Raw genomic sequence first — 26375 nt, forward strand, 5'->3', positions numbered from 1 at the left:
TATGTGTTCCAGGATTTTAGGATTGTATAATCTTTTAACTTCTTTACATTTGGGAAGGCAAAAGCGTTTTCGTCTTCATATACTGAAAGTAAGCCCCATTTTTAGCGGGCAGCAATGTGTTAACAGGGGGCAAGGGATGTTGCTAAAGAAACGGTATGGTCGTCAATTGTCTGCGCTCAGCCTGAGCCTGGCTTTTGCATTTGCTCCACTGTTCAATGTTCAGGCCGAAGAGCCTGAAGTTGTGCCAACGGACAGCTCTGCAACTATCGGCGAGCTGTCTTCTGAGCTGAGCCAAAGCGCAAGCCACTCTGCGGCAGTCGCCAAAATGGTCGGTGAGCAGGTGCTTGCGGCCGATGTGGTGGCAAAAAGCCGTGCCGATATTCAGGCGGTACTGCCGTCTGGTTATCAACCCGTATTTATGAATCCGCTGGTGTCGCTCTATGCGGCCAGGGATATGAAGCCGATGTGGGAAAACCGCGAGGCTGTGCAGGCGTTTCAACAACAGCTGGCTGAGGTTGCTATCGCCGGTTTTCAGCCACAGTTCACCACATGGGTTGAGCTATTGACCGATCCTGCGGTAAGCGGTCTGGCGCGGGATGTTGTTCTGTCCGATGCCATGCTGGGCTATTTGCACTTTATTAGCGGTATTCCTACTCAGGGTAATCGCTGGCTGTATGGTACTAAGCCCTATACGATGTCGACGCCGGCTCTGTCGGTTATCAACCAGTGGCAGATGGCGCTGGAAAACGGCTCGTTGCCGCAGTTTATTGCCGGTCTGGCACCGCAGCATCCGCAGTATGCCGCCATGCATCAGGCATTGCTGGCACAGGTTGCCGACTCCCGTCCGTGGCCGCAGCTGACCAGCAAAGCTTCTCTGCGTCCTGGTGAATGGACTAATGACGCGGGCGCGCTGCGCGAAATTTTACAACGCACCGGTATGCTGAATGATTCGGCTAAAGCTGCTTTGTCAGACGAGGGCGCAGTGAGTCCATCCGCCGAGAAAAAAGCGAAAAACAGCGGCCGCGGCGTTTACGATCGTCAACTGGTTGAAGGTGTTAAGCGTTTTCAGGCGTGGCAGGGACTGGGTGCTGATGGCGTGATTGGTCAGGCGACTCGTGACTGGCTCAACGTTTCGCCAGCGCAGCGCGCGGGCGTTCTGGCATTGAATATCCAGCGTTTGCGCCTTCTGCCGGGCAATCTTTCCACCGGAATTATGGTGAATATTCCAGCCTTTTCGCTGGTTTATTATCAAGACGGCAGCGAGGTTCTGGCATCGAGGGTCATTGTGGGGCGGCCGGACCGTAAAACCCCGATGATGAGCAGCGCGCTGAACAATGTGGTGGTCAACCCGCCATGGAACGTGCCGCCGACGCTGGCGCGTAAAGATATTCTGCCGAAGGTGCGTAATAATCCAGGCTATCTTGAGCAGCATGGCTATACGGTAATGCGCGGCTGGAATAGCAAAGAGACCATCGATCCGTGGCAGGTTGACTGGGAGACGATAACCGCATCGAATCTTCCATTCCGTTTTCAGCAGGCGCCTGGCGCGCGTAATTCGCTGGGGCGATATAAATTCAATATGCCAAGCTCGGATGCTATCTATTTGCATGACACGCCTAACCATAATCTGTTTCAGAGAGATGGCCGGGCATTGAGCTCCGGGTGCGTACGCGTGAATAAAGCTTCAGAACTGGCGAATATGCTGCTTCAGGATGCTGGCTGGAATGATGCGCGTATTTCGGATGCGCTTAAGCAGGGAAATACCCGCTACGTTAATATTCGCCAGAATATCCCGGTGAATCTCTATTATTTGACCGCATTTGTCGGTGCTGATGGACGTACACAATATCGTACAGATATTTACAATTACGACCTCACTGCGCGATCCAGCGCACAAATTCTGCCTAAAGCTGAACAATTAATCAGATAAATGAAGTAGTTCAACGGATTTGGTTGTCATAACTGTGTGTAAACTCGTGTCTTGCAGCCTGCAAGGCCCGAGTTTACTGGGGTTAGGCTGCCTTGACGTTGGCTATAATGCCCGGTAAGGTGCCTTTCGTGCGCCAGAAGTGCATATACATATAATCCTGCAAATGCGTTGTGGCGGTAAGCGGCCCATTCTCCATCGCTGATATTTATCAGCCGCAGGGGCGTGAGCGCATGCTGGCAGCCAGGACGTGCTGCGGGAAAAGTATATTACGATTCATTTACCTGTAGACCTGATTATCATGGACAAATTTGACGCTAATCGCCGCAAACTGCTGGCGTTAGGTGGAGCTGCGCTCGGTGCTGCTGCCATTCTGCCTGCGCCGGCATTTGCCACCCTCTCGACCCCCCGACCGCGTATTTTGACGCTGAACAACCTGCATACTGGTGAATCACTCAAGGCGGAGTTTTTCGATGGCAGAGGCTATATTCAGGATGAATTAGCAAGACTGAATCATTTTTTCCGTGACTATCGCGCGAATAAGATTAAGTCCATCGATCCCGGTTTGTTCGATCAACTCTATCGTCTGCAGGGATTACTTGGAACCAACAAGCCCGTCCAGCTTATTTCTGGTTATCGTTCTGTCGATACCAATAATGAGCTGCGCGCACGGAGCCGGGGGGTGGCGAAGCAAAGCTACCACACCAAAGGGCAGGCTATGGATTTCCATATCGAAGGCATTTCGTTAAGCAATATTCGCAAAGCGGCGTTATCTATGCGCACAGGTGGTGTAGGATACTACCCACGTAGCAACTTTGTGCATATTGATACCGGGCCTGTAAGGCACTGGTAACGAAAGGAGCCTCATGAACTATCGTATTATTCCGGTTACCGCGTTCGCGCAGAACTGTTCTTTAATCTGGTGTGAACAAACCAAACTGGCGGCACTGGTCGATCCCGGCGGCGACGCTGAGCGAATCAAACAGGAAGTCACGGCGGCAGGCGTTAGCCTGATGCAGATTCTGCTCACTCACGGCCATCTCGATCACGTTGGCGCGGCGGCGGAACTGGCACAACATTATGGCGTGCCGATTATTGGTCCGGAAAAAGAAGATGAGTTCTGGCTGGAGGGGCTACCTGCGCAGAGCCGGATGTTTGGTCTGGAAAATTGCCAGCCGCTGCAGCCGGATCGCTGGCTAAACGACGGTGATGCGGTCAGCGTGGGGAATGTTTCCCTGCAGGTACTGCACTGTCCTGGGCATACCCCAGGACACGTGGTTTTCTTCGATGAGGCTTCCCGACTGCTGATTTCCGGCGATGTGATTTTTAAAGGCGGCGTAGGGCGCAGTGATTTTCCACGCGGCGATCACAACCAGCTGATCGAGGCGATTAAAAGCAAACTGCTGCCGTTAGGGGATGACGTGTCGTTTATTCCGGGACATGGGCCTATGTCAACTCTTGGATATGAGCGTCTGCACAACCCTTTCCTGCAGGATGAAATGCCGGTGTGGTAATACCCGGATGATGGGTGTAAAAAAGGCCGCAGCTGCGGCCTTTTGTTTTTGAAGCGGAGCTTACAGGACGGCAACAATCGCTTCGCACAGCGGCGCCATGTTGTCCGGCGTCATACCGGCGACGTTAATACGTCCGGAAGCCACCGCGTACACCGCAAACTCTTCGCGCAGACGTAGTACCTGCTCTTTGGTCAGACCGCTGAACGAGAACATCCCGTTTTGCTGAATGATGAAAGAGAAATCGCGGCTGGCGCCTTTTTCCTGCAGGGTATTAACGAACAGCAGACGCATACGCTGAATGCGTTGACGCATGTCGGTCAGTTCCTGTTCCCAGATGGCGCGCAGCGAGTCATTGCTGAGAATAGTCGCCACTACCGACGCACCGTGAGCCGGTGGGTTAGAGTAGTTAGCGCGGATCACGGACTTCATCTGGCTGAAAGCGCGGTCTACCGTTTCCTGGTCCGCAGCAACCAGCGTACAGGCGCCTACGCGCTCGTTGTACAGGCCGAAGTTCTTTGAGTATGAGCTGGCGATCAGCAGCTCTTTATGCAGCGCGGCGAAAGCGCGCAGGCCTTCAGCATCTTCTTCCAGACCGCGGGCGAAGCCCTGATAAGCAAAGTCAAACAGCGGCAGCCAGCCTTTGTCTACGGAGAGCTGCGCCAGCTGTTGCCACTGCTCAAGCGTTGGATCGATACCGGTAGGGTTGTGGCAGCAGCCGTGGAACAGAACCACGTCACCTGCCTGTGCTTCGTTCAGGCTGGCCAGCAGTCCGTCGAAGTCGAGTTTGTGGTTTGCTGCGTCGTAGTAGGTGTATTCGCGAACTTCCAGCCCGGCTGAATTGAACACGCTTTTATGGTTTGGCCAGCTTGGATTGCTTACCCAAATACGTTTAGCATCGGTGTTTTTGGCAAGAAAATCAGCTGCAACGCGGAGACCGCCGGTACCACCCGGAGTCTGTGCGGTACGGGCGCGTTTGTCATTGATAATTGCGCTTCCTTTCCCAAACAGAAGCTCCTGAGTGCAGCGGCCAAACTCAGGAATACCATCAATGCTCAGATAATTTTTGGTGGTTTCGTTTTCCAGCAGAAACTGCTCTGCTTTTTTCACGCTAGTCAGGACCGGTGTTTTACCCGTTTCATCTTTATAAACACCAATTCCAAGATTAATTTTTGTTGGGCGGTCATCGGCACGAAATAGATCGGCCAGGCCCAGAATTGGGTCGGCAGGGGCGGCGGTAATGTTCTCAAACATGACGAGGTTCCATTGTGATTACTGAAGGGAAATCCGCTATCAGGTTAACGGGAGTTATGTTAATTGCCAACCGTTTGCGACAAAAAGCGAGAAGGTTTTTAAAAGTTACGATTTTCTTCTCAGGAATGCAGAAAAGCAGGACCGAAGTCCTGCTTTTTAGGCATATCACGAAGGGGTGTACTGCAGATTAGAACTGGTAAACGATACCCACTGCGGCCTGATCGTCAGTAGCGACTTTAGCAGCTTCGGTGTAGTCGTTGTCGCTCAGCTGGTTGAATTTATACGCAGCGTAAACGTTCATGTTTTTGTTGAAGTAGTACCAGGTACCCACTTCGATGTATTTAACCAGGTCAGCATCGCCGCCGGAGAAGCCAGGGCGAGAACGCAGGTCTTTACCTTTAGTCTGTACGTAGCCGATGGACGGACGCAGGCCGAAGTCGAACTGATACTGAACAACGGCTTCGAAGTTCTGAGTTTTACCCGCGAAGTAGTTGCCTTCGTTTTCCGGAGTCATGTTGTAAGTCTGAGAGTACATGACCGCAGCGTAGATGTTGTTCGCGTCATACTTAGCGGAGGTTGCCCATGCTTCAGCTTTATTACCGTTTTTGTCAGCTTTCTGATCGCCGGTACGGCTGGAGTTAGCGTAGCCTGCTGACAGCGCAACGCCGTTGTCAAACGCGTAGGTTGCTGCGGTGCTGAAACCGTCGCCGTTTTGTTTCTTAACGTCGCGGTCTTTGTTTTTACCCTGGTACTGCAGCGCGAAGCTCAGACCGTCAACCAGACCGAAGAAGTCAGAGTTACGATAGGTTGCTACGCCGTTGGTACGTGCGGTCATGAAGTTGTCGGTGTAGCTCCAGCCGTCGCCACCCCATTCAACCAGCATATCGGTTGCCGCTTCTACATCGTAGATGGCGCCATAGTTACGACCGTAGTCGAATGAACCGTATTCACCCGCTTTTAAGCCTGCAAAAGCCAGACGAGTTTTAGTAGTCTGTTTACCTTCAACATTGGACGCATCCATGTTGTATTCCCACTGGCCGTAACCGATCAGCTGTTCGTTGATCTGCGTTTCGCCTTTCAGGCCGATACGAGCGTAAGTGGTATCATCGCTGCTGGTGTCGCCGTTGGTGGTCCAAACGTGCTCGCCAACCATTTTTCCGTAAAAATCCAGTTTGTTGCCGTTTTTGTTATAGATTTCTGCAGCGTTTGCTGCACCGGCTACCAGCAGGGCAGGAATTACCGCTGCCAGAATTTTGCGCTTCATCATTATTTATTACCCTCATTTATATTTTTTTATGAACACTTGCCACTGCCGCCAATAAGTTTCGTCAATAAAAGTTTACGGAACTATTGATGATAGTTTGGTGTCTGGAGGCATCTTTCCATTCAGAACAACGTTTCGCTAGCCTGAAAATGCTACCAATATCGCATATGAGTAACAAAAGGAAATTCTATGTAACTAAATGTGTATTTTGGGGGACTTTGTGAACTCTATCAACATTCCGGCCTTGTTCGTTGACAAAATCGCCTGTCTTTATATATCTATATGAATTAATTATGATTAATTTAGATAAGAGAGGGTTTGTGCATTTTGCATCAGCATTTTGATTTATTTTTGTTCAAAGTTTGTCGTTGCAAGTTGTGCTGTTGGTGGTTAAAAAACGAGCAATATAATCAGCGTGTTTGCCGATTTATGAGCATAAAGTGCGTTTTTTACCTGCAGGCAGGATCGAAATAGTGCGTAACATATTTATGAATACCGCAGGTTGATGTTTAAATTTCCTGATATTCATTAACGTAAATTGACATAAAAAAAGGCCAGCTTGCGCTGGCCCTCAGTAGAATTTGCCTGAAAAAATCAGAATGTCGCGTTACGAGGCGTTCTCGGGAACGGAATAACATCACGAACGTTTTGCACGCCGGTCACGTAAGCAATCAGACGCTCGAAGCCCAGACCGAAGCCGGAATGCGGCACGGTGCCGTAACGGCGCAGATCGCGATACCACCAGTAGTCTTCTTTATTAAGGCCCATTTCCGCCATACGCGCGTCAAGCACGTCCAGGCGTTCTTCACGCTGGGAACCACCGATAATTTCACCGATGCCCGGCGCCAGAACGTCCATCGCCGCAACGGTTTTACCGTCTTCGTTAAGGCGCATATAGAACGCTTTAATGTCTTTCGGGTAGTTTTTCACTACTACCGGAGCTTTAAAGTGCTCTTCCGCCAGATAGCGTTCGTGCTCGGAGGAGAGATCCACACCCCAGTACACCGGATTTTCGAACTGCTTACCGCAGTTTTCCAGAATGGTGACTGCGTCAGTGTAATCAACCTGGGCGAAATCAGCGGAAACAAAACGCTGCAGACGGTCGATGGCATCTTTATCAACGCGTTCGGCAAAGAACTGCATGTCATCCGCACGCTCTTCCAGAACGGCTTTGAAAACGTACTTAAGCATTGCTTCGGCCAGGCCCGCCACATCGTTCAGGTTAGCGAAGGCAACTTCCGGCTCCAGCATCCAGAACTCTGCCAGATGGCGGCTGGTGTTGGAGTTTTCCGCGCGGAAAGTTGGGCCGAAGGTGTAGATTTTAGACAACGCGCAGGCGTAGGTTTCGCCGTTCAGCTGGCCGGAAACGGTCAGGAACGACTCTTTACCGAAGAAGTCTTTATCAAAATCGACTTTGCCCAGATCGTTGCGCGGCAGGTTTTCCAGATCCAGCGTTGAAACGCGGAACATTTCGCCAGCGCCTTCAGTGTCGGAAGCGGTAATCAGCGGGGTCGAAACCCAGAAGAATCCCTGCTCGTCAAAGAAACGGTGCAGCGCCTGCGCCAGCGTATGGCGAACGCGCGCCACAGCGCCAATCAGATTAGTGCGTGGGCGCAGGTGAGCAACTTCGCGCAGATACTCGATGCTGTGACGCTTAGCGGCCATCGGGTAAGTATCCGGATCTTCCACCCAGCCGGTCACTTCAACATGACTGGCCTGAATTTCAAAGCTCTGGCCCTGTCCCTGAGAGGCCACAACTTTACCGCTGACGATGACCGAGCAGCCGGTGGTCAGGCGCAGCACTTCCTGATTGTAATTGGGAAGAGAATTACTAATAACGGCCTGTACAGGATCAAAGCAGGAACCGTCATAGACGGCGAGGAAAGAAAAGCCAGCTTTAGAATCTCGGCGGGTACGCACCCATCCGCGCACGGTGACTTCGCTGTCAACGGCAACGCGGCCCTGGAGTACGTCGGCTACAGGCACAACGCTCATAATAGTCTCTCTTGTTAGTCCAATAGAAAAATCTGTATTCCCCTTCAGCAGGGGGATATCTATGTTACCTGTCATCTTCCATCAGACAAGTAGATTTCGCATAAGAAAGGAGGGATTTAGGAAATAAATAAGGAGATGGCCTTATTTGCCGCCCTGGAGTCTGATATTAAGGTGGATTCGACTCTCATGCCTGTCTTTTGGCATCGAAAACGTGGCTCTTAACGATCGATGTTGTCCGGGCGAACAACCGGGGCGAATAAAATGCGTCCGTTGCTGCGGACGCATTTTTACATCGAGACTTAACTGGCTTTTTTAATCGGCGGCAGATCGAAAGCCTTGCGCAGGGCGCGTACGAAGGCTTTATCGTGGCAAATAGTCTTACCCGGACTATCCGAAAGTTTCGCCACCGGCTTACCGTTGCACTCTACCAGCTTGATAACGATATTCAGCGGTTTTACCTGTGGGATATCGCAGGTTAAACGAGTACCGATACCGAAGCTCAGATTTACCTGCGATGAGAAGTGGCGATATAAATCGACCGCTTTCTTCAGATCGAGATTGTCGGAAAATACCAGCACTTTGCTCAGCGGATCGATGCCCAGCTTCTTGTAGTGGGCGATAGCCTTCTCACCCCATTCCACCGGGTCGCCGGAGTCGTGGCGCAGCCCCTGATAACGGGTCGCAAACTCCGGTCCAAAATCACGAAGGAATGCGTCCATCGTAATGCAGTCGGTCAAAGCGATACCTAACCGATCGGGATACTCTTCCAGCCAGGCCGCGAGGGCAGCGCGCTGGCTGCTGGCAAGATTCGGACTAATTTGTTGATGTGCCTGGAACCATTCATGCGCCTGGGTGCCCATTGGCGTAAGATCCAGGCGACGCGCCAGATCGTAGTTGCTGGTACCGGTAAACCAGGTTTCCTGCTGGAGGCGCTGAACAATCGCCTGCTGTACCTCGCGCGAGAAGCGGCGGCGGGTACCGAAATCCATCAGGCGGAAGCCAGACATATCCATACCGGCAGTGAGACGGCTGAAATCAGTCAGCTTATGTTCAAGCGTGTCCAGCGCGAGCTCGACGCCGGCTTCCGGTGAGCGATAGTGGTGCACCAGCTCGCTTATCACCGCCAGCAGCGGGACTTCCCACATAATGACTTCAAGCCATGGCCCGGACAGACGGATATTAAGCTTGCCGTTGTCATTGATGACGGTAACCTGGCGAGGGTCGTAGCGGAAGTTGCGCAGCCAGTCGAGATAGTCTTGCGCAAAGAAGGGCAGGCTCGACAACCAGTGATATTCATCGTCCTGCAGCTTCAGGTCGCTCATCGTCTCAACCTGCTCGCGAATCGCATCGGCGTAGATGCCGAGCAAATCGTCCCCACGGCAGCGGAACTCCGCCGCGACCTGTACGTCATTGTAGCGGTGGAAGACAGCCTGCTGCATATGCAGCTTATAGGCATCCGTATCAAGCAGCGAGTGCAGTACAGGAGAAGTGAATTGGGTCATGGTGCGCAGTAGCATCCTCTCACTGGAGCGTTTCCATCAAAACCAAAGCGGTAAAAGGAGGCGGAGTATACCTGTAATACCCGACTCTGTCCCGCGGCGACGGCTGATGGCGACGCTAACGGTCATTTGCGAGGCCTAGTTTAATATATTGAACACGCATCACACCACAAGCTTTGCGCCTGGTCGAGCGCATTTCGTGCCTCTGGTGTTATCAAAATGTAGCAATTTTCATGTTTAGCATTGAAAAGATGAAGATTCTGCATAGCGAGATTTACGCAACAGGAATAGACTGAGTCAACACTTTACAGGACATGCTAAAGGTTCTTTATGACACAACAGCCCCAAGCCAAATACCGCCATGACTACCGTGCGCCGGAGTATCTGATTAGCGATATCGATTTGACCTTTGACCTGGATGCCGCGAAAACCGTTGTGACGGCTGAGAGCAAGGTCTCCCGCCATTCGGCTACGCCTGATGTGCCATTGCGTCTGGATGGCGAAGACCTGACGCTGGTCTCTCTCAAGGTTAACGGACAACCCTGGAACGACTATAAAGAAGAAAATAACCAGCTAGTGATTGGCGAGTTGCCAGAACATTTCACCCTCACCATCGTCAACGAAATCAGCCCGGCGGCTAATACCGCGCTGGAAGGGCTGTATCAGTCAGGCGAAGCGCTATGTACCCAGTGCGAAGCGGAAGGTTTTCGCCATATCACCTGGTACCTGGATCGCCCGGACGTTCTGGCGCGTTTCACCACCAAAATCATCGCTGACAAAGCAAAATACCCGTTCCTGCTCTCCAACGGTAACCGCGCCGCGCAGGGCGAGCTGGAAAATGGTCGCCACTGGATCCAGTGGCAGGATCCGTTCCCAAAACCTTGTTACCTGTTTGCGCTGGTGGCCGGTGATTTCGACGTTCTGCGTGATACCTTCAAAACCCGCTCAGGGCGTGACGTCGCGCTGGAACTATACGTTGACCGCGGCAACCTTGACCGCGCGCCGTGGGCGATGACTTCGCTGAAAAACTCGATGAAGTGGGATGAAACCCGCTTTGGTCTCGAGTACGACCTCGACATCTATATGATTGTCGCCGTCGATTTCTTTAACATGGGCGCGATGGAGAACAAAGGGCTTAACGTCTTTAACTCTAAATACGTGCTGGCGCGTACCGATACCGCAACCGATAAAGACTATCTGGATATTGAGCGCGTTATTGGTCACGAATATTTCCATAACTGGACTGGCAACCGCGTCACCTGCCGCGACTGGTTCCAGCTTAGCCTGAAAGAGGGCCTGACCGTTTTCCGCGATCAGGAGTTCAGCTCCGACCTCGGCTCACGCGCGGTCAACCGCATTAATAACGTGCGTACCATGCGCGGCCTGCAGTTCGCCGAAGACGCCAGCCCGATGGCGCATCCGATTCGCCCGGACAGCGTGATTGAAATGAATAACTTCTACACCCTGACGGTGTATGAGAAGGGCGCGGAAGTGATCCGCATGCTGCATACCCTGCTGGGCGAAGAGAATTTCCAGAAAGGAATGCAGCTCTATTTTGAACGCCACGACGGCAGCGCCGCGACCTGTGATGATTTTGTCCAGGCGATGGAAGACGCTTCCAATGTTGATCTTTCCCACTTCCGCCGCTGGTATAGTCAGTCCGGTACGCCGATCGTCACCGTCCATGATGACTACAATCCGGAAACGGAACAGTACACCCTGACCGTCAGCCAGCGCACGCCGCCAACTTCTGAACAGGCGGAAAAGCTGCCTCTGCATATTCCATTCGATATCGAGCTTTACGATAACGAAGGTAAAGTGATTCCGCTGCAGAAAGGCGGTCATCCGGTGCATCACGTGCTGAATGTGACCCAGGCGGAGCAGACCTTTGTTTTTGACAACGTCTACTTCCAGCCGGTACCTGCGCTGCTGTGCGAGTTCTCCGCGCCGGTCAAGCTGGAGTACAAATGGAGCGATCAGCAGCTAACGTTCCTGATGCGTCACGCGCGCAATGATTTCTCCCGCTGGGACGCCGCGCAGAGCCTGCTGGCGACCTATATCAAACTCAACGTTAATCGCCACCAGCAGGGGCAGCCGCTGTCGCTGCCGATCCACGTCGCCGATGCCTTCCGGGCGATTCTGCTGGATGAGAAGATCGACCCAGCGCTGGCGGCGGAGATCCTGACCCTGCCTTCGGCCAACGAAATCGCCGAACTGTTCGCGATTATCGATCCGATCGCTATTGCCGCAGTGCGTGAGGCGCTGACCCGCACGCTGGCGAAAGAGCTGGCGGACGAGTTCCTGGTGGTTTACAACGCTAACAAGCTCGATAGCTACCGCGTTGAGCATGCCGATATCGGCAAGCGTTCTCTGCGTAACACCTGCCTGCGTTATCTTGCGTTTGGCGATGCAGAGCTGGCGGACAGACTGGTGAGCGCGCAGTATCATCATGCCGACAATATGACCGATGCGCTGGCGGCGCTGTCTGCAGCAGTCGCGGCGCAGCTGCCGTGCCGCGATACGCTGATGCAGGAGTATGACGACAAATGGCATCAGGACGGCCTGGTGATGGATAAATGGTTCATTCTGCAGTCTACCAGCCCGGCTGATAACGTACTGGAGACGGTTCGTGGCCTGTTAAACCATCGCTCGTTTAGCATGGGTAACCCGAACCGCATCCGTTCTCTGATTGGCGCTTTTGCCGGCAGCAATCCGGCGGCGTTCCACGCGCAAGACGGTAGCGGTTATCAGTTCCTGGTCGAGATGTTAACTGAACTGAACAGCCGCAATCCGCAGGTTGCTTCGCGTCTGATTGAGCCGCTGATCCGTCTGAAACGTTATGACGAGAAGCGTCAGGCGCTGATGCGCGGGGCGCTGGAGCAGCTGAAAGGTCTGGAAAATCTTTCCGGCGATCTGTTCGAGAAAATCAGCAAAGCGCTGGCGTAACGCCAGCACGAGTTCAAACCTGTAGCCCCGCTATGCGCAGCGCGAGCGGGGGAACGTCGCAGTCGTTAACCGTGGCTCACTAAGCGTGGCGAGGATTCATTCTTGCCGCGCTGCATTACCCGGTTCAGTACTTCCGCTTCCAGCTCAGCCAGCTTCGCCGAGCCCGTGCGCCGTGGGCGTGGAATATCCACCAGTAGATCCAGACCTATTTTTCCCTCTTCAATCAGCAAAACGCGATCGGCCATTGCCACCGCTTCGCTGACATCGTGGGTGACCAGCAGGACGGTAAATCCCTGCTCCTGCCATAGCGACACGATCAGATCCTGCATTTCCAGACGAGTGAGCGCATCCAGCGCGCCCAGCGGCTCATCAAGCAATAATAATCCGGGACGATGAATTAACGCGCGAGCCAGCGCTACCCGTTGCTTTTGTCCGCCGGAAAGCGCGGCGGGCCATTCATCGGCACGATCCTCAAGACCGACGCTCGCCAGCGCCTTGAGCGCGGCTTCGCGCCACTGGCCTTTCAGCCCGAGGCCGACATTATCGATTACCGTTTTCCACGGCAGCAGACGAGAATCCTGAAACATCATCCGGGTATCGTCCTGAATTTGCGCCAGCGGCGTCGAACCAGCCAGCAGTTGACCAGCGTTGGGCTTTTCCAGACCTGCCAGCAGCCGCAGCAGAGTACTTTTCCCTCCGCCGCTGCGCCCGACTACCGCGACAAATTGCCCGGTGGGAATATGAAGATCGAGTTCATTGAGAATTGTTTTGCTGCCGTAACGCTTGCTGACGCCGTTTAGCAACAGTGGGATCCCCGGATTAAGACGCGCGGTGGTCATGCGTTGGCCTCCTGAAGGTGATAAGCCGGATTCCAGCGCAGCCAGACGCGTTCAAGCAGCTGGGCGCTGAAGTCGGCCAGTTTGCCGAGAATAGCGTAAAGAATGATGGCGACGACCACGACATCGGTCTGCAGGAACTCGCGGGCGTTCATCGCCAGATAGCCGATACCGGCGTTAGCAGAGATGGTCTCGGCAACGATCAGCGTTAACCACATCAGGCCGAGCGCAAAACGAATGCCGACCATAATAGAGGGCAGGGCACCCGGCAGGATCACGTGACGAAACAGAGCAAAACCCGATAAACCGTAGCTCCGGGCCATCTCGACCAGTCCTTGGTCAATGTTACGGATACCGTGCCAGGTGTTGATATAAATCGGGAACATGGTGCCCAGCGCCACGAGGAAAATTTTGGCGCTCTCATCGATGCCGAACCACAGGATAACCAGCGGAATCAGCGCGAGATGCGGTACGTTGCGTAGCATCTGAATAGAGGTATCCAGCAGGCGTTCACCCCAGCGCGACAGACCGCTGATAAGACCGAGAACCAGGCCAATGGAACCGCCGATACTAAAACCTATAAGCGCCCGCCACGAGCTGATGGCCAGATGCTGCCATAGCTCGCCGCTGGCGGACAGCGTCCAGAAGGCTTTAAGTACCCCTTCCGGCGATGGCAAAATCCGGGTGGATAACCAACCAACGGAGGAGGCAAACTGCCAGACGATCACGCTACCGACTGGCAAAAGCCAGGGGGCCGCGCGGATCAGTAATTTTTGTGAAAGCGTCGCCATTAAGCGCTCCTTATTCTTCAATCGTTTTGGCCGGGACGGGCGTCAACGCTTGCCTTTATACATGCTCAACCCGCTGTAATGTTTTCAGCGCCGGCGCGCGGCTACTGGGACGGTGCAGCGCCTGCCAGAAGGTCTCGAGCGCCAGATCAAGGCGGCCCTGCAGACTGGGAGTAAATTGTGGTTTATGTTGATAATCAGTGACCTGACTATCATCGGCGAAGACGCCATGAAGGATCTCCTGGGCTTTCAACGCATTGAGTACCGGTTTTAAGGCGTAATCCACCGCCAGCATATGGGCGATGGTTCCGCCGGTGGCCAACGGCAGAACGATCTTGCCTTCGAGCGCGCGCTCTGGCAGCAGGTCGAGCAGAGTCTTCAGCGCGCCGGAAAAAGAAGCTTTATAAACAGGCGTGGCAATAATCAGCCCATCGGCGCTGGCAAGCTGCTCATTCAGCGCATGGAGGGCCGGATTATCAAAGCGTGCATACAGCAGGTCTTCAGGATCAAAATTTTGCAGATGCCAGTGGCAGACCTCAATGTCCGCTGCGGAGAGCGTCTCTCTGGCATATTCCAGAAGCGCGCTTGAACGCGATGGGTAACGCGGGCTGCCCGCAAGTGTGATGACGCGCATATTCTCTCCTTATAACTAAATATTTTCATTTATCTATAATTGATAACATTTAGCCGCAGTGTGACAGAGCGTTTTTATTTCCCTAAATGATTTATCCGACGTTGGATTGTCAGAAAGCGCATAACGAGGGCAAGAAAAGTAAACGTTTGCGTTGGAGGTAAGATTTTTTGTCGTAGGTCAATTCCCTTTCCGGGGTGGATCGCACATAATACGCCCCCGGTTTGCACACCGGGAATCCAGGAGAGTTCATGTACTACCCCTTCGTTCGTAAAGCCCTTTTTCAGCTCGATCCTGAGCGCGCTCATGAAGTTACTTTTCAACAGCTACGCCGTGTTTCGGGTACCCCGCTGGAAATGCTGATTCGCCAGAAGGTGCCGGCGAGGCCGGTGACCTGTATGGGACTCACATTTAAAAACCCGCTGGGCCTGGCCGCCGGGCTGGACAAAAACGGCGAGTGTATTGATGCGCTCGGAGCCATGGGTTTTGGTTCCATAGAAATTGGCACCGTGACGCCGCGTCCACAGCCAGGCAACGATAAGCCAAGGATCTTCCGTCTGGTTGATGCCGAAGGTTTGATCAATCGCATGGGCTTTAATAACCATGGTGTCGATAACCTGGTGGAGAACGTAAAAAAGGCGCATTTTGACGGTATTCTGGGTATTAATATTGGTAAGAATAAAGATACACCGGTAGAGCAGGGCAAAGATGATTATCTGATTTGTATGGAAAAAATCTATGCTTATGCCGGATATATCGCCATTAATATTTCCTCACCGAATACTCCGGGGTTGCGTACTTTACAGTATGGCGATGCGCTTGATGATTTGCTTTCTGGTATTAAAAATAAGCAACGTGAGTTACAAGAAAAGCATCAGAAATATGTTCCAGTGGCAGTCAAGATCGCTCCGGATCTTTCCGTCGAAGAATTGATCCAGGTTGCTGACAGTTTAGTTCGGCATAATATAGATGGCGTAATTGCTACCAATACAACTTTGGATCGCTCGCTGGTTCAGGGGATGAAACATTGCGATGAAACCGGTGGCTTAAGCGGGCGCCCGCTGCAGCTAAAAAGTACGGAAATTATTCGCATGCTGTCAGCGGAATTAGGTGGCCGTTTGCCAATTATCGGAGTCGGCGGTATTGACTCGGTGATTGCGGCCCGCGAAAAGTTAGCCGCCGGGGCGACGCTGGTACAGATTTATTCCGGATTTATTTTTAAAGGTCCGCCGCTGATTAAAGAAATTGTTACCCATATCTAATCTTTTCCCCTTCTGATACTCCACCAGGGCTTTATTTATAGCCCTGGTTGTTTTATATTCCTTCATTGTTGCTTATTTAGACATTTTAGTCTTTTCTTAATTTTGGAAATATTCTGTAGCAGTTTACCTGTTTATTACAGATGGAAGTGGAAGAGGACGGGGGTAGAAATGCGAATTAAACCTGACGATAACTGGCGCTGGTATTACGATGACGAGCACGATCGCATGATGCTCGATTTGGCCAATGGCATGTTATTCAGGTCTCGTTTTGCCCGCCGGATGTTGACGCCCGACGCCTTCACGCCTTCCGGATTTTGCGTTGATGACGCCGCGCTTTACTTTTCTTTTGAAGAAAAATGCCGCGATCTCGAATTATCAAAGGAGCAGCGAGCTGAGTTAGTGCTCAATGCGCTGGTCGCCATTCGTTTTCTTAAGCCGCAGATGCCGAAAAGCTGGCATTTCAATACGCATGAAGAGAGCTGGCAGCCCGGTACAGGTGATGCCGCCAGCGCATGGCTCAGCGATACCGGTCAGCAGGTCAATCTGCTGGTGGTTGAACCCGGGGAAAACGCCGCGCTGTGCCTGTTAGCGCAGCCTGGCCTGACGCTTGCCGGGCGAGTAATGCAGCTGGGTGATGTGATTAAAATTATGAACGACCGGCTGCAGCCGGCGCCCGGAGTCGCCAGCTTCAGCCTGGGTCAGGCAGTTTAAGGCGCCAGCCTCACTGCGGTTTTTGGCACGCAGCTACAGCATAAAATGGTGCCATCTGCGGCTACCGCGTTTTTCTTCAGCGCGCTGACTTCCCCTTCTTCCAGCCGGATGCGACAGCTGCCGCAAATTCCCGCCCGGCAAGAGTAAGGGATGCGAATACCCTGTTGCTCCAGCTGTTCCAGCAATATTTGCTGGTTATTGCCGGTGAAACTTATCCCCTGCCACTCAATTTCCACCGTCGCGTTTTGCTGAGCTTCCGGCACCAGCGTATTGTCGCTGGCTCCAGCGCCGTAAGCCTTCGCCGGGCCGCGGGCCAGCACTTCTAATTCATCGCCTACGCGGACCACGCCGCTATTTCGCGCAATAAGATTCTGGCCGAAATCGACGTCACCGTTATCCAGCGCCGTGCGGAATCCCTGCAGTGTGGTTAAAGGTTCACCCGCCGGATGTTTTTGTCCTCGCTCCGGGCTGACGGTAGTAAATACACAGCGGCTGCACGGTTTAACGACATCAAAAATGACTTCGCCGATGCGTACCACTTTCCACGTATCTTCCTCCCAGGCCGCTGCGCCGGTCACCAGCAGATTTGGGCGAAACTGTTCTATGCTTACGCTGGCTGGACAGCGCTTTTGCAGGTCGCGCAGCGAAGCTTCATTAGCCAGCAGATAGGGAAATCCGTCGGCAAAGGAGAGAGGGACGGCATCGTGATGGTTGACCCGGCGGCTTAGCTGCGGCCCCAGCCAGCGGAGCTGAACGCTGCGGTTAAAGAACCCGCTTAGCCACTGGTTAATCGCTGGAGGAGCAATCAGGGCGGTAAAATGGTTGCCCCAGACTTCCGTCGGCTCCTGTCGGGCGGCGAAATCGCTAAAGCGAACCATCGCGCTGCTGCCGTCCGGCGCGGTGAGATGCAGACCATCATGGAGCGGCGCGGGAGTAAACTTGACCATTTGCGGAAACTGACGGGCGGTAATGAAGGTGCCATCGGTTTCCGTCAGCATAAATATACGATCGAAGGCCAACCCGCTAATGTCCGCATAAGCGTGGCTCAGGCCAATTCCCCTCATTGATTTGACGGGATGAATGAAAAGACGCGAAAGCGTTACCATACGCTGCCCCTGGCTTTAAAAATAAGCCTTTAACTTTATGACATGGGGCGCATATTGGCTATAATGCGCACCAATTTTCTTTTAGTAAAAGTGACGATATGAATTCTCTGTTTGCCAGCACGGCTCGTGGTCTGGAAGAGCTGTTAAAAACTGAACTGGAAGGGCTGGGCGCGGTGGACTGCCAGTTGGTCCAGGGCGGGGTCCATTTTCAGGGAGATACGCGGCTGCTGTATCAAAGCCTGATGTGGAGCCGGCTGGCGTCGCGGATTATGCTGCCGCTGGGACAGTGCAGCGTATACAGCGATCTGGATCTGTATCTTGGCGTACAGGCTATCCCATGGACGGAGATTTTCACCCAGGATGCCACTTTTGCCGTGCATTTTAGCGGGCTGAACGAAGAGATTCGTAACAGCCAGTACGGAGCGTTAAAAGTTAAAGACGCCATTGTCGACAGCTTCACGCGCAAAAATCTGCCGCGCCCCAACGTCGATCGCGAAAATCCCGATCTGCGTATTAACGTCTGGCTGAATAAAGAGACAGCGCATATTTCTTTAGATCTCAGCGGCGAGGGTCTGCACCTGCGCGGCTACCGTGATGGCACCGGTATGGCGCCCATCAAAGAAAACCTGGCGGCGGCCATTGTGATGCGTTCCGGCTGGGCTGCGGGGACGCCGCTGCTGGATCCGATGTGCGGTTCCGGCACGCTGCTGATTGAAGCGGCGATGCTGGCTACCGATCGCGCTCCGGGCTTACACCGCGGCCATTGGGGATTCGGCGGCTGGGCGCAGCATGACGATGCTATCTGGAAAGAGGTGAAAGCCGAAGCGCAAACCCGCGCCCGTCAGGGACTGGCGGGGTATGAGTCGCGCTTTTATGGTTCTGACGTTGACGCTCGCGTTATCGAACGCGCGCAGCGCAACGCCCGCCGCGCCGGTATTGGTGAACTGATTACCTTCGAAGTGAAAGATGTCGCCCAGCTGAGCAACCCGTTACCAAAAGGCCCTTACGGCACGGTGATTAGCAACCCTCCTTACGGCGAACGTCTGGAGAGTGAACCGGCGCTGATTGCCCTGCATAGCCTGCTGGGGCGGATTATGAAAAATCAGTTTGGCGGCTGGAATCTGTCGCTGTTTAGCGCCTCGCCGGATCTGCTGAGCTGCCTGCAGCTGCGCGCCGATAAGCAATTTAAAGCTAAAAACGGCCCGCTCGACTGCGTACAGAAGAACTACCACCTGGCGGAAAACGAAGGCGGTAAAACCGCCATGCTGGCGGAAGATTTCGCCAACCGCCTGCGTAAAAACCTGAAAAAATATGAGAAGTGGGCGCGTCAGGAAGGGATTGAATGCTATCGCCTGTATGATGCCGACCTCCCGGAGTACAACGTTGCTATCGACCGCTACGCCGATTGGGTCGTGGTGCAGGAGTATGCGCCGCCGAAAACCGTCGACGCGCACAAAGCCCGTCAGCGCCTGTTTGATATTATCGCCGCCACCATTGCCGTGCTGGGAATTGCGCCGAACAAGCTGGTGTTGAAAACCCGCGAGCGTCAGAAAGGTAAAAACCAGTACCAGAAAATGGGTGAAAAAGGGGAATTCATCGAGGTGCAGGAGTATAACGCACGTCTGTGGGTCAACCTGACCGACTATCTGGATACCGGGCTGTTCCTCGATCACCGCATCGCTCGCCGCATGCTGGGGCAGATGAGTAAAGGCAAAGATTTCCTCAACCTGTTCTCTTATACCGGCAGCGCCAGCGTACACGCGGGCCTTGGCGGCGCGCGTTCCACCACCACGGTTGATATGTCGCGTACCTATCTAGAATGGGCTGAACGCAACCTGCGTCTCAATGGTTTAACCGGTCGCGCGCATCGCCTGATGCAGGCCGATGTGCTGGGCTGGCTGCGCGAGACGACCGAACAGTTCGACCTGATCTTTATCGATCCGCCAACCTTCTCTAACTCCAAACGCATGGACGATGCGTTTGACGTTCAGCGCGATCATTTGCGTCTGATGACCGATTTAAAACGTCTGCTGCGTAAAGGCGGCACGATTATGTTCTCGAACAACAAACGCGGTTTCCGTATGGATCATGACGGGCTGGCTAATCTTGGCCTGAAGGCGCAGGAGATCACGCAAAAAACGCTGTCTCAGGATTTTGCCCGCAACCGTCAGATCCACAACTGCTGGCTGATTACCGCAGCCTGAAAGGAATAAAGAATGTCTTTAATTAGTATGCACGGCGCCTGGCTCTCTTTCAGCGATGCGCCGCTGCTGGATAATGCTGAACTGCATATCGAAGATAACGAACGAGTCTGCCTGGTTGGGCGCAATGGCGCGGGCAAATCGACCCTGATGAAGATCCTCAATCGTGAACAGGGGCTTGATGACGGGCGCATTATCTATGAGCAGGATCTGGTTGTCGCACGTTTGCAGCAGGATCCACCGCGTGATGTTACCGGAACCGTTTATGACTTTGTGGCGGAAGGTATTGCGGAACAAGCTGCTTACCTCAAGGCATATCACGATGTTTCCCAGCTGGTGATGACCGATCCGAGCGACAAGAATCTCAATGAACTGGCGCGCCTTCAGGAACAGCTGGATAATTTAGGGCTGTGGCAGCTCGATAGCCGTATTAATGAAGTGCTGGAACAGCTTAATCTCGATGCCAACGCTGAGCTTTCCTCGCTTTCCGGCGGCTGGCTGCGTAAAGCGGCCCTCGGCCGAGCGCTGGTCAGCGGTCCGCGCGTGCTGCTGCTCGATGAACCGACTAACCACCTCGATATTGAAACCATCGACTGGCTGGAAAGTTTCCTGAAGATGTTCAAAGGCACCATTATATTTATTTCGCACGACCGTTCTTTTATTCGCAATATGGCGACGCGAATTGTCGATCTCGATCGCGGCAAGCTGGTGACCTATCCGGGCAACTACGATCAGTATCTGCTGGATAAAGAAGAAGCGCTGCGGGTTGAAGAATTACAGAACGCGGAGTTCGATCGCAAACTGGCGCAGGAAGAGGTGTGGATCCGCCAGGGGATCAAGGCCCGTCGAACCCGTAATGAAGGACGCGTGCGGGCGTTAAAAGCCATGCGTCGCGAGCGCGGCGAGCGCCGGGAAGTGATGGGTAGCGCAAAGATGCAGGTCGAAGAGGCCGCGCGTTCTGGCAAGATTGTCTTCGAAATGGAGAACGTCAACTATCAGGTTGATGGCAAGGTACTGGTTAAGGATTTCACCGCCCAAATCCAGCGCGGCGACAAGATTGCGCTGATCGGCCCTAACGGCTGCGGGAAAACCACGCTGCTGAAGCTGATGCTCGGTCAACTGCAGGCGGATAGCGGGCGCATTCACGTGGGGACCAAGCTGGAGGTCGCTTATTTCGACCAGCACCGCGCGGAGCTTGATCCAGACAAAACGGTAATGGACAACCTCGCGGAAGGTAAACAGGAAGTGATGGTGAACGGCAAGCCGCGCCATGTTCTGGGTTATTTGCAGGACTTTATGTTCCATCCGAAACGCGCAATGACGCCAGTGCGCGCGCTGTCCGGCGGCGAGCGTAACCGCCTGCTGCTGGCGCGCCTGTTCCTCAAGCCTAGTAACCTGTTGATTCTCGATGAACCGACAAACGATCTGGATGTTGAAACGCTGGAACTGCTGGAAGAACTTGTTGATGGCTATCAAGGAACCGTAATGCTGGTTAGCCACGACCGTCAGTTTGTTGACAACACGGTAACTGAGTGTTGGATCTTCGAAGGCGAGGGGAAAATTGGCCAATACGTAGGCGGCTACCATGACGCCCGCGGCCAGCAGGCGCAGTATCTGGCGCAAAAGCAGCCGGTTGCCAAAAAGAGCGTTGAAGTTGCTCAACCGAAAGCAGAAAGTGTTAAGCGTGCCGCTGGTAAACTAAGCTATAACCTGCAGCGCGAGTTGGAACAGCTGCCGCAGAAGCTGGAAGAACTTGAGGCTCAACTGGAGAATTTGCAGGAGCAGGTTGCCGATCCTTCTTTCTTTGGTCAGTCGCATGATCATACTCAGCAGGTTCTGGCGCAGCTAAGTGAAGCGGAGCAGGCGCTGGAAACCGCCTTCGAACGCTGGGAATATCTCGAAGGATTAAAAAACGGCGCATAAGCTGAGGAGTTTTCATGTGCGATCATCATCATGCTGCGCGGCATATTTTGTGTCGACAATGTGATCTGCTGGTGGCTTTGCCGCAGCTGGAGCATCGCCAGAAAGCTACGTGTCCGCGTTGCGGAACGACATTAACAACGTCATGGGACGCGCCCCGGCAGCGTCCCACGGCCTATGCGCTGGTCGCGTTGTTTATGCTGCTGCTGGCCAATCTGTTTCCCTTCATCTACATGAAGGTTGGGGGGATCAGTAGCGAAATCGAACTTCTGGAGATTCCAGACGTGCTCTTTACCGAGGATTACGCCAGCCTCGGTACTTTCTTTTTACTTTTCGTACAGCTGGTGCCGGCGTTCTGCCTGGTCACCATACTTCTGCTGGTTAATCGGGTACGCATGCCTTCGGGGCTAAAGGCGTTTCTGGCGCGGATCCTGTTTCACCTTAAAACCTGGGGAATGGCGGAAATTTTTCTCGCCGGGGTTCTGGTAAGTTTCGTGAAGCTAATGGCTTATGGTGATATTGGCATTGGCCTGAGCTTTGTTCCCTGGTGCATGTTCTGCATCTTACAGCTGAGGGCATTTCAGTGCGTGGATCGCCGTTGGCTATGGGATGATATTGCGCCAATGCCGCCTGTCCGGCAGCCGCTGAAAGTCGGCGTTTCCGGGCTGCGTCAGGGGCTGCGTTCATGTTCATGCTGTACGGCAGTTTTACCCGTTGATGAAGCCATCTGCCCGCGCTGTCACACAAAGGGTACCGCGCGACGGAAAAACAGCCTGCAGTGGACGATGGCGCTGTTAATAACCTCGCTGCTCCTGTATATGCCTGCCAATATTTTGCCTATCATGATCACCGATCTGCTGGGTGATAAAATGCCTTCTACTATTATGGCGGGGGTGATCCTGCTGTGGAGTGAGGGATCATATCCGGTAGCAATGGTGATATTTATCGCCAGTATTATGGTACCAACGTTAAAAATGATTGCTATCGGTTGGTTATGCTGGAACGCCAGCGGCAAAGGAGAGCATGACTCGGAGCGCATGCATCTGATTTATGAAGTCGTCGAGTTTGTTGGCCGCTGGTCAATGATTGATGTGTTTGTCATCGCGGTACTCTCGGCTCTGGTGCGCATAGGTGGATTAATGAATATCTATCCGGCGATAGGAGCGGTGATGTTTGCCCTGGTCGTCGTGATGACAATGTTTTCGGCCATGACCTTTGACCCACGTTTATTGTGGGATCGTGAGCCAGATTCAAGCCATGAGGAAAGACTGCAGCATGGAAAATAAGAGCGGAGAAGCGAAAGTGCAAAAGGTGAAGAACTGGTCACCGGTATGGATCTTCCCGATAGTCACGGCGCTTATCGGCGCATGGATTCTTTTTTATCATTACAGCCATCAGGGACCGGAAGTGACCCTGATTACGACCAACGCTGAAGGAATTGAAGGGGGGAAAACCCGAATCAAAAGCCGCAGCGTGGATGTCGGCGTTATTGAAAGCGCGACCCTGACTGATGACCTGAATCACGTGGAAATTAAGGCCCGACTCAATTCAGGTATGGAAAAATTGCTGCACCAGGATTCCGTTTTTTGGGTAGTTAAACCACAGGTAGGTCGTGAAGGAATTAGCGGCCTGGGGACGTTATTGTCCGGCGCCTATATCGAACTACAGCCGGGTACCAAAGGCTCTGTCCCTGCGCAGTATCCTCTACTGGATTCACCGCCGCTGGCATCTCCCGATGCAAAAGGCATTCGCATTCTGCTGGAAAGCAGCAAAGCGGGCCAGCTGTCACCCGGCGACCCGGTGCTCTTTCGCGGCTATCGCGTGGGCTCTGTCGAAACCAGCACCTTCGATGCGCAAAAACGCAACATCACCTATCAGCTGTTTATTAGCGCGCCTAACGATCGCCTGGTCACTAATAACGTGCGCTTCTGGAAGGACAGCGGTATAGCGGTGGATCTGACCGCGGCGGGCATGCGGGTTGAAATGGGATCGCTGTCGACGCTGTTTGGCGGCGGCGTCAGCTTTGATATTCCTGAAGGGCTGCCGCTAGGGGAGCCGGTGGCAAATAAAACCGAATATCATCTGTTTGACGATCAACGAAGCATTCAGGATTCGGTGTTTACCCAACACATCGACTACGTGATGTTCTTTAAAGATTCGATTCGCGGTCTGCAGCCCGGCGCGCCGGTTGAGTTCCGCGGTATCCGTCTTGGAACCGTGGGCAAGGTACCGTTCTTTATTCCAGGTCTCAAGCAGAACATAAATGATGATTACCGTATCCCGGTTGAAGTGCGAATTGAGCCAGAACGCCTGATCAATCAATTAGGCGCCGATCCTGACATTCGTAAGCATATCGATGATCTAATGAATCGCGGACTACGCGGCTCGCTTAAAACCGGTAACCTGGTGACCGGAGCGCTGTACATCGATCTCGACTTCTATCCGAAAGCCCCGGTACGCGGCAAGATCCAGGAGTTTGGCGGTTATCCGATTATTCCAACCGTGAGTGGCGGTCTGGCGCAGATCCAGCAGCGCCTGATGGATGCATTGGATAAAATTAATAATCTGCCAATTAATCCGCTACTGGAGCAGGCTACCAGTACGCTGGCGCAAAGTGAAAAAACGATGCAGCACGTGCAGGCAACGCTGGATAGTCTGAATAAGATCACCTCAAGTCAGTCAATGCAGCAGCTGCCGGGCGATATGCAGAATACGTTGCGTGAACTTAATCGTAGCATGCAGGGCTTCCAGCCGGGTTCTGCGGCATACAATAAGATGGTTGCGGATATGCAGCGTCTTGACCAGGTTCTACGTGAACTGCAGCCGGTACTGAAAACGCTTAATGATAAGAGCAATGCGCTGGTATTTGAGGCGAAGGATAAAAAAGATCCGCAGCCGAAGGGAGCGAAATAATGAAGAAGTGGCTAATAGCGGCGGCGGTGTGCGCGCTGACGGCATGCAGCAGCGGCGGTGAGAGTAAAACTTACTATCAGCTTCCTGTAGCACAGGGTAGCGCGCAAAGCGCCGCCCACCACAGCAGACATTTACTTTGGGTCGAGCAGGTTAGCATTCCTGACTATCTGGCTGGTAACGGGGTGGTTTATCAGACTACCGATGTTCAGTATGTGATAGCGAAAAATAATCTATGGGCCAGCCCGCTCGATCAGCAGCTGAGAACCACGCTGGTGGCGAACCTTAGTAACCAGCTGCCGGGTTGGGTTGTTGCTTCTCAACCGCTGGGTAGCGATCAGGATACGCTCAACGTTTCCGTAAGCGGTTTTCACGGCCGCTACGATGGGCGGGCGATCGTCAGCGGAGAGTGGCTGCTGAAGCATCAAGGGCAGTTGATTAAGCGACCTTTCCATATTGAGCTTAAGCAGCAAGGTGATGGCTATGATGCGATGGTGAAAACGTTAGCTCAGGCCTGGACCCAGGAAGCAACGGCGATTGCCAGCGAGCTTAACCGCTTGCCATAAGTAAAATTAATGAGAATAAAAAGCCGCTGCGAGAGTGAAAATTGCAGCGGCTTTTTTGTTTTTCCATCAATTTGTTACTTGTGCTGCTTCACAGTTTTTGTACAAATGAACTTACATGTAGCTCACAAATATGACAATGGCGTGAATTTTGCGCATTGACGCTTTCCTCGATTCGCGGTATTCGTTAACCGTGGTTGCGCATTTAGTGACCATTGTTTTCTTTTCCACCAGATCAAAGAATGAGGGAAACGAGGCATGAAGAGACAAAAACGAGATCGTCTGGAACGGGCACATCAGCGTGGATACCAGGCCGGTATGACCGGAAGGTCGAAGGAAATGTGTCCTTACCAGACCTTGAACCAAAGGTCTTATTGGCTAGGAGGCTGGCGAGAGGCCATGGAAGACAGGGTGCAAATTGCCTGACTGTCTCTTTAAAAAGAAGCCTCCGCTGCGCGGGGGCTTCGCCTTGTATAACGCGTTGTTAGTTATCAGAACGCAGAAGTGTCCTGGAACAGGCCTACTTTCAGATCGGTCGCGGTGTAAATCAGACGATCGTCGACCAGCACTTCGCCATCTGCCAGTCCCATAATCAGTCGACGGTTAACTACGCGCTTAAAGTGAATACGATAGGTCACTTTCTTCGCCGTTGGTCGTACCTGACCTGTGAACTTAACTTCACCCACGCCTAACGCACGGCCTTTACCTTCGCCGCCCAGCCAGCCCAGATAGAAGCCAACCAGCTGCCACATCGCATCCAGGCCGAGACAGCCCGGCATTACCGGATCGCCAATGAAGTGGCAACCGAAGAACCACAGATCGGGATTAATATCGAGCTCTGCTTCGACATACCCTTTATCGTAGTTACCACCGGTTTCGGTCATTTTGATGACGCGGTCCATCATCAGCATACTTGGTGCCGGCAGCTGCGGGCCTTTTGCACCAAATAGTTCACCACGACCAGAGGCAAGAAGGTCTTCTTTTGTATAGGATTCGCGTTTATCTACCATGTTTTCAGTATGCCTTATTTTGAGTTCGGGACGCAGGATAG

Annotated in this window: 21 protein-coding genes; 12 read left to right on the forward strand and 9 right to left on the reverse strand. The window is 53.1% G+C overall.

Features of this window, described 5'->3' with window-relative positions:
• The first annotated feature begins 136 nt into the window (after positions 1 to 136).
• From ldtD to GJ746_RS09170, 3 genes are all read left to right on the forward strand, one after another.
• Entirely contained in the window at positions 137 to 1930 is a 1794-nt protein-coding gene (ldtD, locus tag GJ746_RS09160; protein ID WP_154679913.1) for a L,D-transpeptidase, read from the forward strand.
• Between the two features lie 298 nt (positions 1931 to 2228).
• Positions 2229 to 2780: a YcbK family protein gene (locus tag GJ746_RS09165; RefSeq protein WP_154679914.1), complete on the forward strand. Its 552-nt coding sequence runs from the start codon at positions 2229 to 2231 to the stop codon at positions 2778 to 2780.
• A gap of 13 nt (positions 2781 to 2793) precedes the next feature.
• Positions 2794 to 3441 carry an MBL fold metallo-hydrolase gene (locus GJ746_RS09170; RefSeq protein ID WP_154679915.1) on the forward strand — a complete coding sequence of 216 codons (648 nt, stop codon included), beginning with the start codon at positions 2794 to 2796 and terminating at the stop codon, positions 3439 to 3441.
• 60 nt (positions 3442 to 3501) lie between these two features.
• Here the strand turns inward: GJ746_RS09170 and GJ746_RS09175 are convergent, their stop codons facing one another.
• The 4 genes from GJ746_RS09175 to pncB form a co-directional block, all read right to left on the reverse strand.
• Positions 3502 to 4692 (reverse strand): amino acid aminotransferase, encoded by a 1191-nt coding sequence (locus GJ746_RS09175; protein WP_154679916.1) that lies wholly within the window; start codon positions 4690 to 4692, stop codon positions 3502 to 3504.
• 187 nt (positions 4693 to 4879) lie between these two features.
• Positions 4880 to 5959, reverse strand: coding sequence for a porin (locus tag GJ746_RS09180; RefSeq protein ID WP_154679917.1), 1080 nt, complete (start codon positions 5957 to 5959; stop codon positions 4880 to 4882).
• A gap of 591 nt (positions 5960 to 6550) precedes the next feature.
• Positions 6551 to 7951: an asparagine--tRNA ligase gene (asnS, locus tag GJ746_RS09185; protein WP_154679918.1), complete on the reverse strand. Its 1401-nt coding sequence runs from the start codon at positions 7949 to 7951 to the stop codon at positions 6551 to 6553.
• Between the two features lie 299 nt (positions 7952 to 8250).
• The gene (gene pncB / locus GJ746_RS09190; protein ID WP_154679919.1) at positions 8251 to 9453 is read right to left on the reverse strand and encodes a nicotinate phosphoribosyltransferase; all 1203 of its coding nucleotides are present in this window, start codon (positions 9451 to 9453) and stop codon (positions 8251 to 8253) included.
• Positions 9454 to 9780: 327 nt separating this feature from the next.
• Between pncB and pepN the strand changes: the two genes are divergently transcribed.
• The gene (gene pepN, locus GJ746_RS09195) at positions 9781 to 12396 is read left to right on the forward strand and encodes an aminopeptidase N (protein ID WP_154679920.1); all 2616 of its coding nucleotides are present in this window, start codon (positions 9781 to 9783) and stop codon (positions 12394 to 12396) included.
• 65 nt (positions 12397 to 12461) lie between these two features.
• Here pepN and ssuB read toward each other — a convergent pair whose 3' ends face one another.
• From ssuB to ssuE, 3 genes are read right to left on the reverse strand one after another with little or no spacing between them, the layout of a single operon-like run.
• Positions 12462 to 13235 (reverse strand): aliphatic sulfonates ABC transporter ATP-binding protein, encoded by a 774-nt coding sequence (ssuB, locus tag GJ746_RS09200; RefSeq protein WP_154679921.1) that lies wholly within the window; start codon positions 13233 to 13235, stop codon positions 12462 to 12464.
• Positions 13232 to 14023, reverse strand: a complete 792-nt coding sequence (gene ssuC / locus GJ746_RS09205; protein ID WP_154679922.1) for an aliphatic sulfonate ABC transporter permease SsuC — start codon at positions 14021 to 14023, stop codon at positions 13232 to 13234. The genes ssuB and ssuC overlap by 4 nt, the downstream gene beginning before the upstream one ends.
• A gap of 55 nt (positions 14024 to 14078) precedes the next feature.
• Entirely contained in the window at positions 14079 to 14654 is a 576-nt protein-coding gene (ssuE, locus tag GJ746_RS09210) for an NADPH-dependent FMN reductase (RefSeq protein ID WP_154679923.1), read from the reverse strand.
• A 248-nt stretch (positions 14655 to 14902) separates the two neighbouring features.
• On the opposite strand from ssuE, the gene pyrD reads away from it, so the two are divergent.
• Entirely contained in the window at positions 14903 to 15913 is a 1011-nt protein-coding gene (pyrD, locus tag GJ746_RS09215; RefSeq protein ID WP_154679924.1) for a quinone-dependent dihydroorotate dehydrogenase, read from the forward strand.
• 168 nt (positions 15914 to 16081) lie between these two features.
• Positions 16082 to 16624 (forward strand): cell division protein ZapC, encoded by a 543-nt coding sequence (gene zapC, locus GJ746_RS09220; protein ID WP_154679925.1) that lies wholly within the window; start codon positions 16082 to 16084, stop codon positions 16622 to 16624.
• Here the strand turns inward: zapC and GJ746_RS09225 are convergent.
• Positions 16621 to 17730, reverse strand: coding sequence for a YcbX family protein (locus GJ746_RS09225; protein ID WP_154679926.1), 1110 nt, complete (start codon positions 17728 to 17730; stop codon positions 16621 to 16623). The two genes, zapC and GJ746_RS09225, sit on opposite strands and share 4 nt — an antisense overlap.
• A 98-nt stretch (positions 17731 to 17828) precedes the next feature.
• Here GJ746_RS09225 and rlmKL point away from each other — a divergent pair, with 98 nt between their 5' ends.
• From rlmKL to rmf, 6 genes are all read left to right on the forward strand, one after another.
• Positions 17829 to 19934 (forward strand): bifunctional 23S rRNA (guanine(2069)-N(7))-methyltransferase RlmK/23S rRNA (guanine(2445)-N(2))-methyltransferase RlmL, encoded by a 2106-nt coding sequence (gene rlmKL / locus GJ746_RS09230; protein ID WP_154679927.1) that lies wholly within the window; start codon positions 17829 to 17831, stop codon positions 19932 to 19934.
• 12 nt (positions 19935 to 19946) lie between these two features.
• Positions 19947 to 21854, forward strand: a complete 1908-nt coding sequence (locus GJ746_RS09235) for an ABC transporter ATP-binding protein (RefSeq protein ID WP_154679928.1) — start codon at positions 19947 to 19949, stop codon at positions 21852 to 21854.
• 14 nt (positions 21855 to 21868) lie between these two features.
• On the forward strand, positions 21869 to 23137 hold the full coding sequence (pqiA, locus tag GJ746_RS09240) for a membrane integrity-associated transporter subunit PqiA (protein ID WP_154679929.1): 1269 nt from the start codon (positions 21869 to 21871) through the stop codon (positions 23135 to 23137).
• Positions 23127 to 24764, forward strand: coding sequence for an intermembrane transport protein PqiB (pqiB, locus tag GJ746_RS09245; protein ID WP_154679930.1), 1638 nt, complete (start codon positions 23127 to 23129; stop codon positions 24762 to 24764). The genes pqiA and pqiB overlap by 11 nt, the downstream gene beginning before the upstream one ends.
• Positions 24764 to 25327 carry a membrane integrity-associated transporter subunit PqiC gene (pqiC, locus tag GJ746_RS09250; RefSeq protein WP_154679931.1) on the forward strand — a complete coding sequence of 188 codons (564 nt, stop codon included), beginning with the start codon at positions 24764 to 24766 and terminating at the stop codon, positions 25325 to 25327. Before pqiB ends, pqiC begins: the two co-directional genes overlap by 1 nt.
• A 255-nt stretch (positions 25328 to 25582) precedes the next feature.
• The gene (gene rmf, locus GJ746_RS09255) at positions 25583 to 25750 is read left to right on the forward strand and encodes a ribosome modulation factor (RefSeq protein WP_154679932.1); all 168 of its coding nucleotides are present in this window, start codon (positions 25583 to 25585) and stop codon (positions 25748 to 25750) included.
• Positions 25751 to 25815: 65 nt separating this feature from the next.
• On the opposite strand, the gene fabA is transcribed toward rmf, so the two are convergent.
• Entirely contained in the window at positions 25816 to 26334 is a 519-nt protein-coding gene (fabA, locus tag GJ746_RS09260; protein WP_154679933.1) for a bifunctional 3-hydroxydecanoyl-ACP dehydratase/trans-2-decenoyl-ACP isomerase, read from the reverse strand.
• Positions 26335 to 26375 lie beyond the last annotated feature (41 nt).

It is taken from the genome of Klebsiella oxytoca, assembly GCF_009707385.1.
In the GTDB taxonomy this organism is placed as follows: Bacteria; Pseudomonadota; Gammaproteobacteria; order Enterobacterales; family Enterobacteriaceae; genus Klebsiella; species Klebsiella oxytoca_C.

What these genes read in the sequence shown, in the direction of transcription:
- pepN (WP_154679920.1), top strand. Translation starts at nt 9,781, where the DNA reads ATGACACAACAGCCCCAAGCCAAATACCGCCATGACTACCGTGCGCCG.
- GJ746_RS09175 (WP_154679916.1), bottom strand. Translation starts at nt 4,692, where the DNA reads ATGTTTGAGAACATTACCGCCGCCCCTGCCGACCCAATTCTGGGCCTG.
- GJ746_RS09165 (WP_154679914.1), top strand. Translation starts at nt 2,229, where the DNA reads ATGGACAAATTTGACGCTAATCGCCGCAAACTGCTGGCGTTAGGTGGA.
- ssuE (WP_154679923.1), bottom strand. Translation starts at nt 14,654, where the DNA reads ATGCGCGTCATCACACTTGCGGGCAGCCCGCGTTACCCATCGCGTTCA.
- pyrD (WP_154679924.1), top strand. Translation starts at nt 14,903, where the DNA reads ATGTACTACCCCTTCGTTCGTAAAGCCCTTTTTCAGCTCGATCCTGAG.
- fabA (WP_154679933.1), bottom strand. Translation starts at nt 26,334, where the DNA reads ATGGTAGATAAACGCGAATCCTATACAAAAGAAGACCTTCTTGCCTCT.
- pqiA (WP_154679929.1), top strand. Translation starts at nt 21,869, where the DNA reads ATGTGCGATCATCATCATGCTGCGCGGCATATTTTGTGTCGACAATGT.
- rlmKL (WP_154679927.1), top strand. Translation starts at nt 17,829, where the DNA reads ATGAATTCTCTGTTTGCCAGCACGGCTCGTGGTCTGGAAGAGCTGTTA.
- rmf (WP_154679932.1), top strand. Translation starts at nt 25,583, where the DNA reads ATGAAGAGACAAAAACGAGATCGTCTGGAACGGGCACATCAGCGTGGA.
- asnS (WP_154679918.1), bottom strand. Translation starts at nt 7,951, where the DNA reads ATGAGCGTTGTGCCTGTAGCCGACGTACTCCAGGGCCGCGTTGCCGTT.
- GJ746_RS09235 (WP_154679928.1), top strand. Translation starts at nt 19,947, where the DNA reads ATGTCTTTAATTAGTATGCACGGCGCCTGGCTCTCTTTCAGCGATGCG.
- GJ746_RS09170 (WP_154679915.1), top strand. Translation starts at nt 2,794, where the DNA reads ATGAACTATCGTATTATTCCGGTTACCGCGTTCGCGCAGAACTGTTCT.
- GJ746_RS09225 (WP_154679926.1), bottom strand. Translation starts at nt 17,730, where the DNA reads ATGGTAACGCTTTCGCGTCTTTTCATTCATCCCGTCAAATCAATGAGG.
- ssuC (WP_154679922.1), bottom strand. Translation starts at nt 14,023, where the DNA reads ATGGCGACGCTTTCACAAAAATTACTGATCCGCGCGGCCCCCTGGCTT.
- ldtD (WP_154679913.1), top strand. Translation starts at nt 137, where the DNA reads ATGTTGCTAAAGAAACGGTATGGTCGTCAATTGTCTGCGCTCAGCCTG.
- pqiC (WP_154679931.1), top strand. Translation starts at nt 24,764, where the DNA reads ATGAAGAAGTGGCTAATAGCGGCGGCGGTGTGCGCGCTGACGGCATGC.
- pncB (WP_154679919.1), bottom strand. Translation starts at nt 9,453, where the DNA reads ATGACCCAATTCACTTCTCCTGTACTGCACTCGCTGCTTGATACGGAT.
- GJ746_RS09180 (WP_154679917.1), bottom strand. Translation starts at nt 5,959, where the DNA reads ATGATGAAGCGCAAAATTCTGGCAGCGGTAATTCCTGCCCTGCTGGTA.
- pqiB (WP_154679930.1), top strand. Translation starts at nt 23,127, where the DNA reads ATGGAAAATAAGAGCGGAGAAGCGAAAGTGCAAAAGGTGAAGAACTGG.
- ssuB (WP_154679921.1), bottom strand. Translation starts at nt 13,235, where the DNA reads ATGACCACCGCGCGTCTTAATCCGGGGATCCCACTGTTGCTAAACGGC.
- zapC (WP_154679925.1), top strand. Translation starts at nt 16,082, where the DNA reads ATGCGAATTAAACCTGACGATAACTGGCGCTGGTATTACGATGACGAG.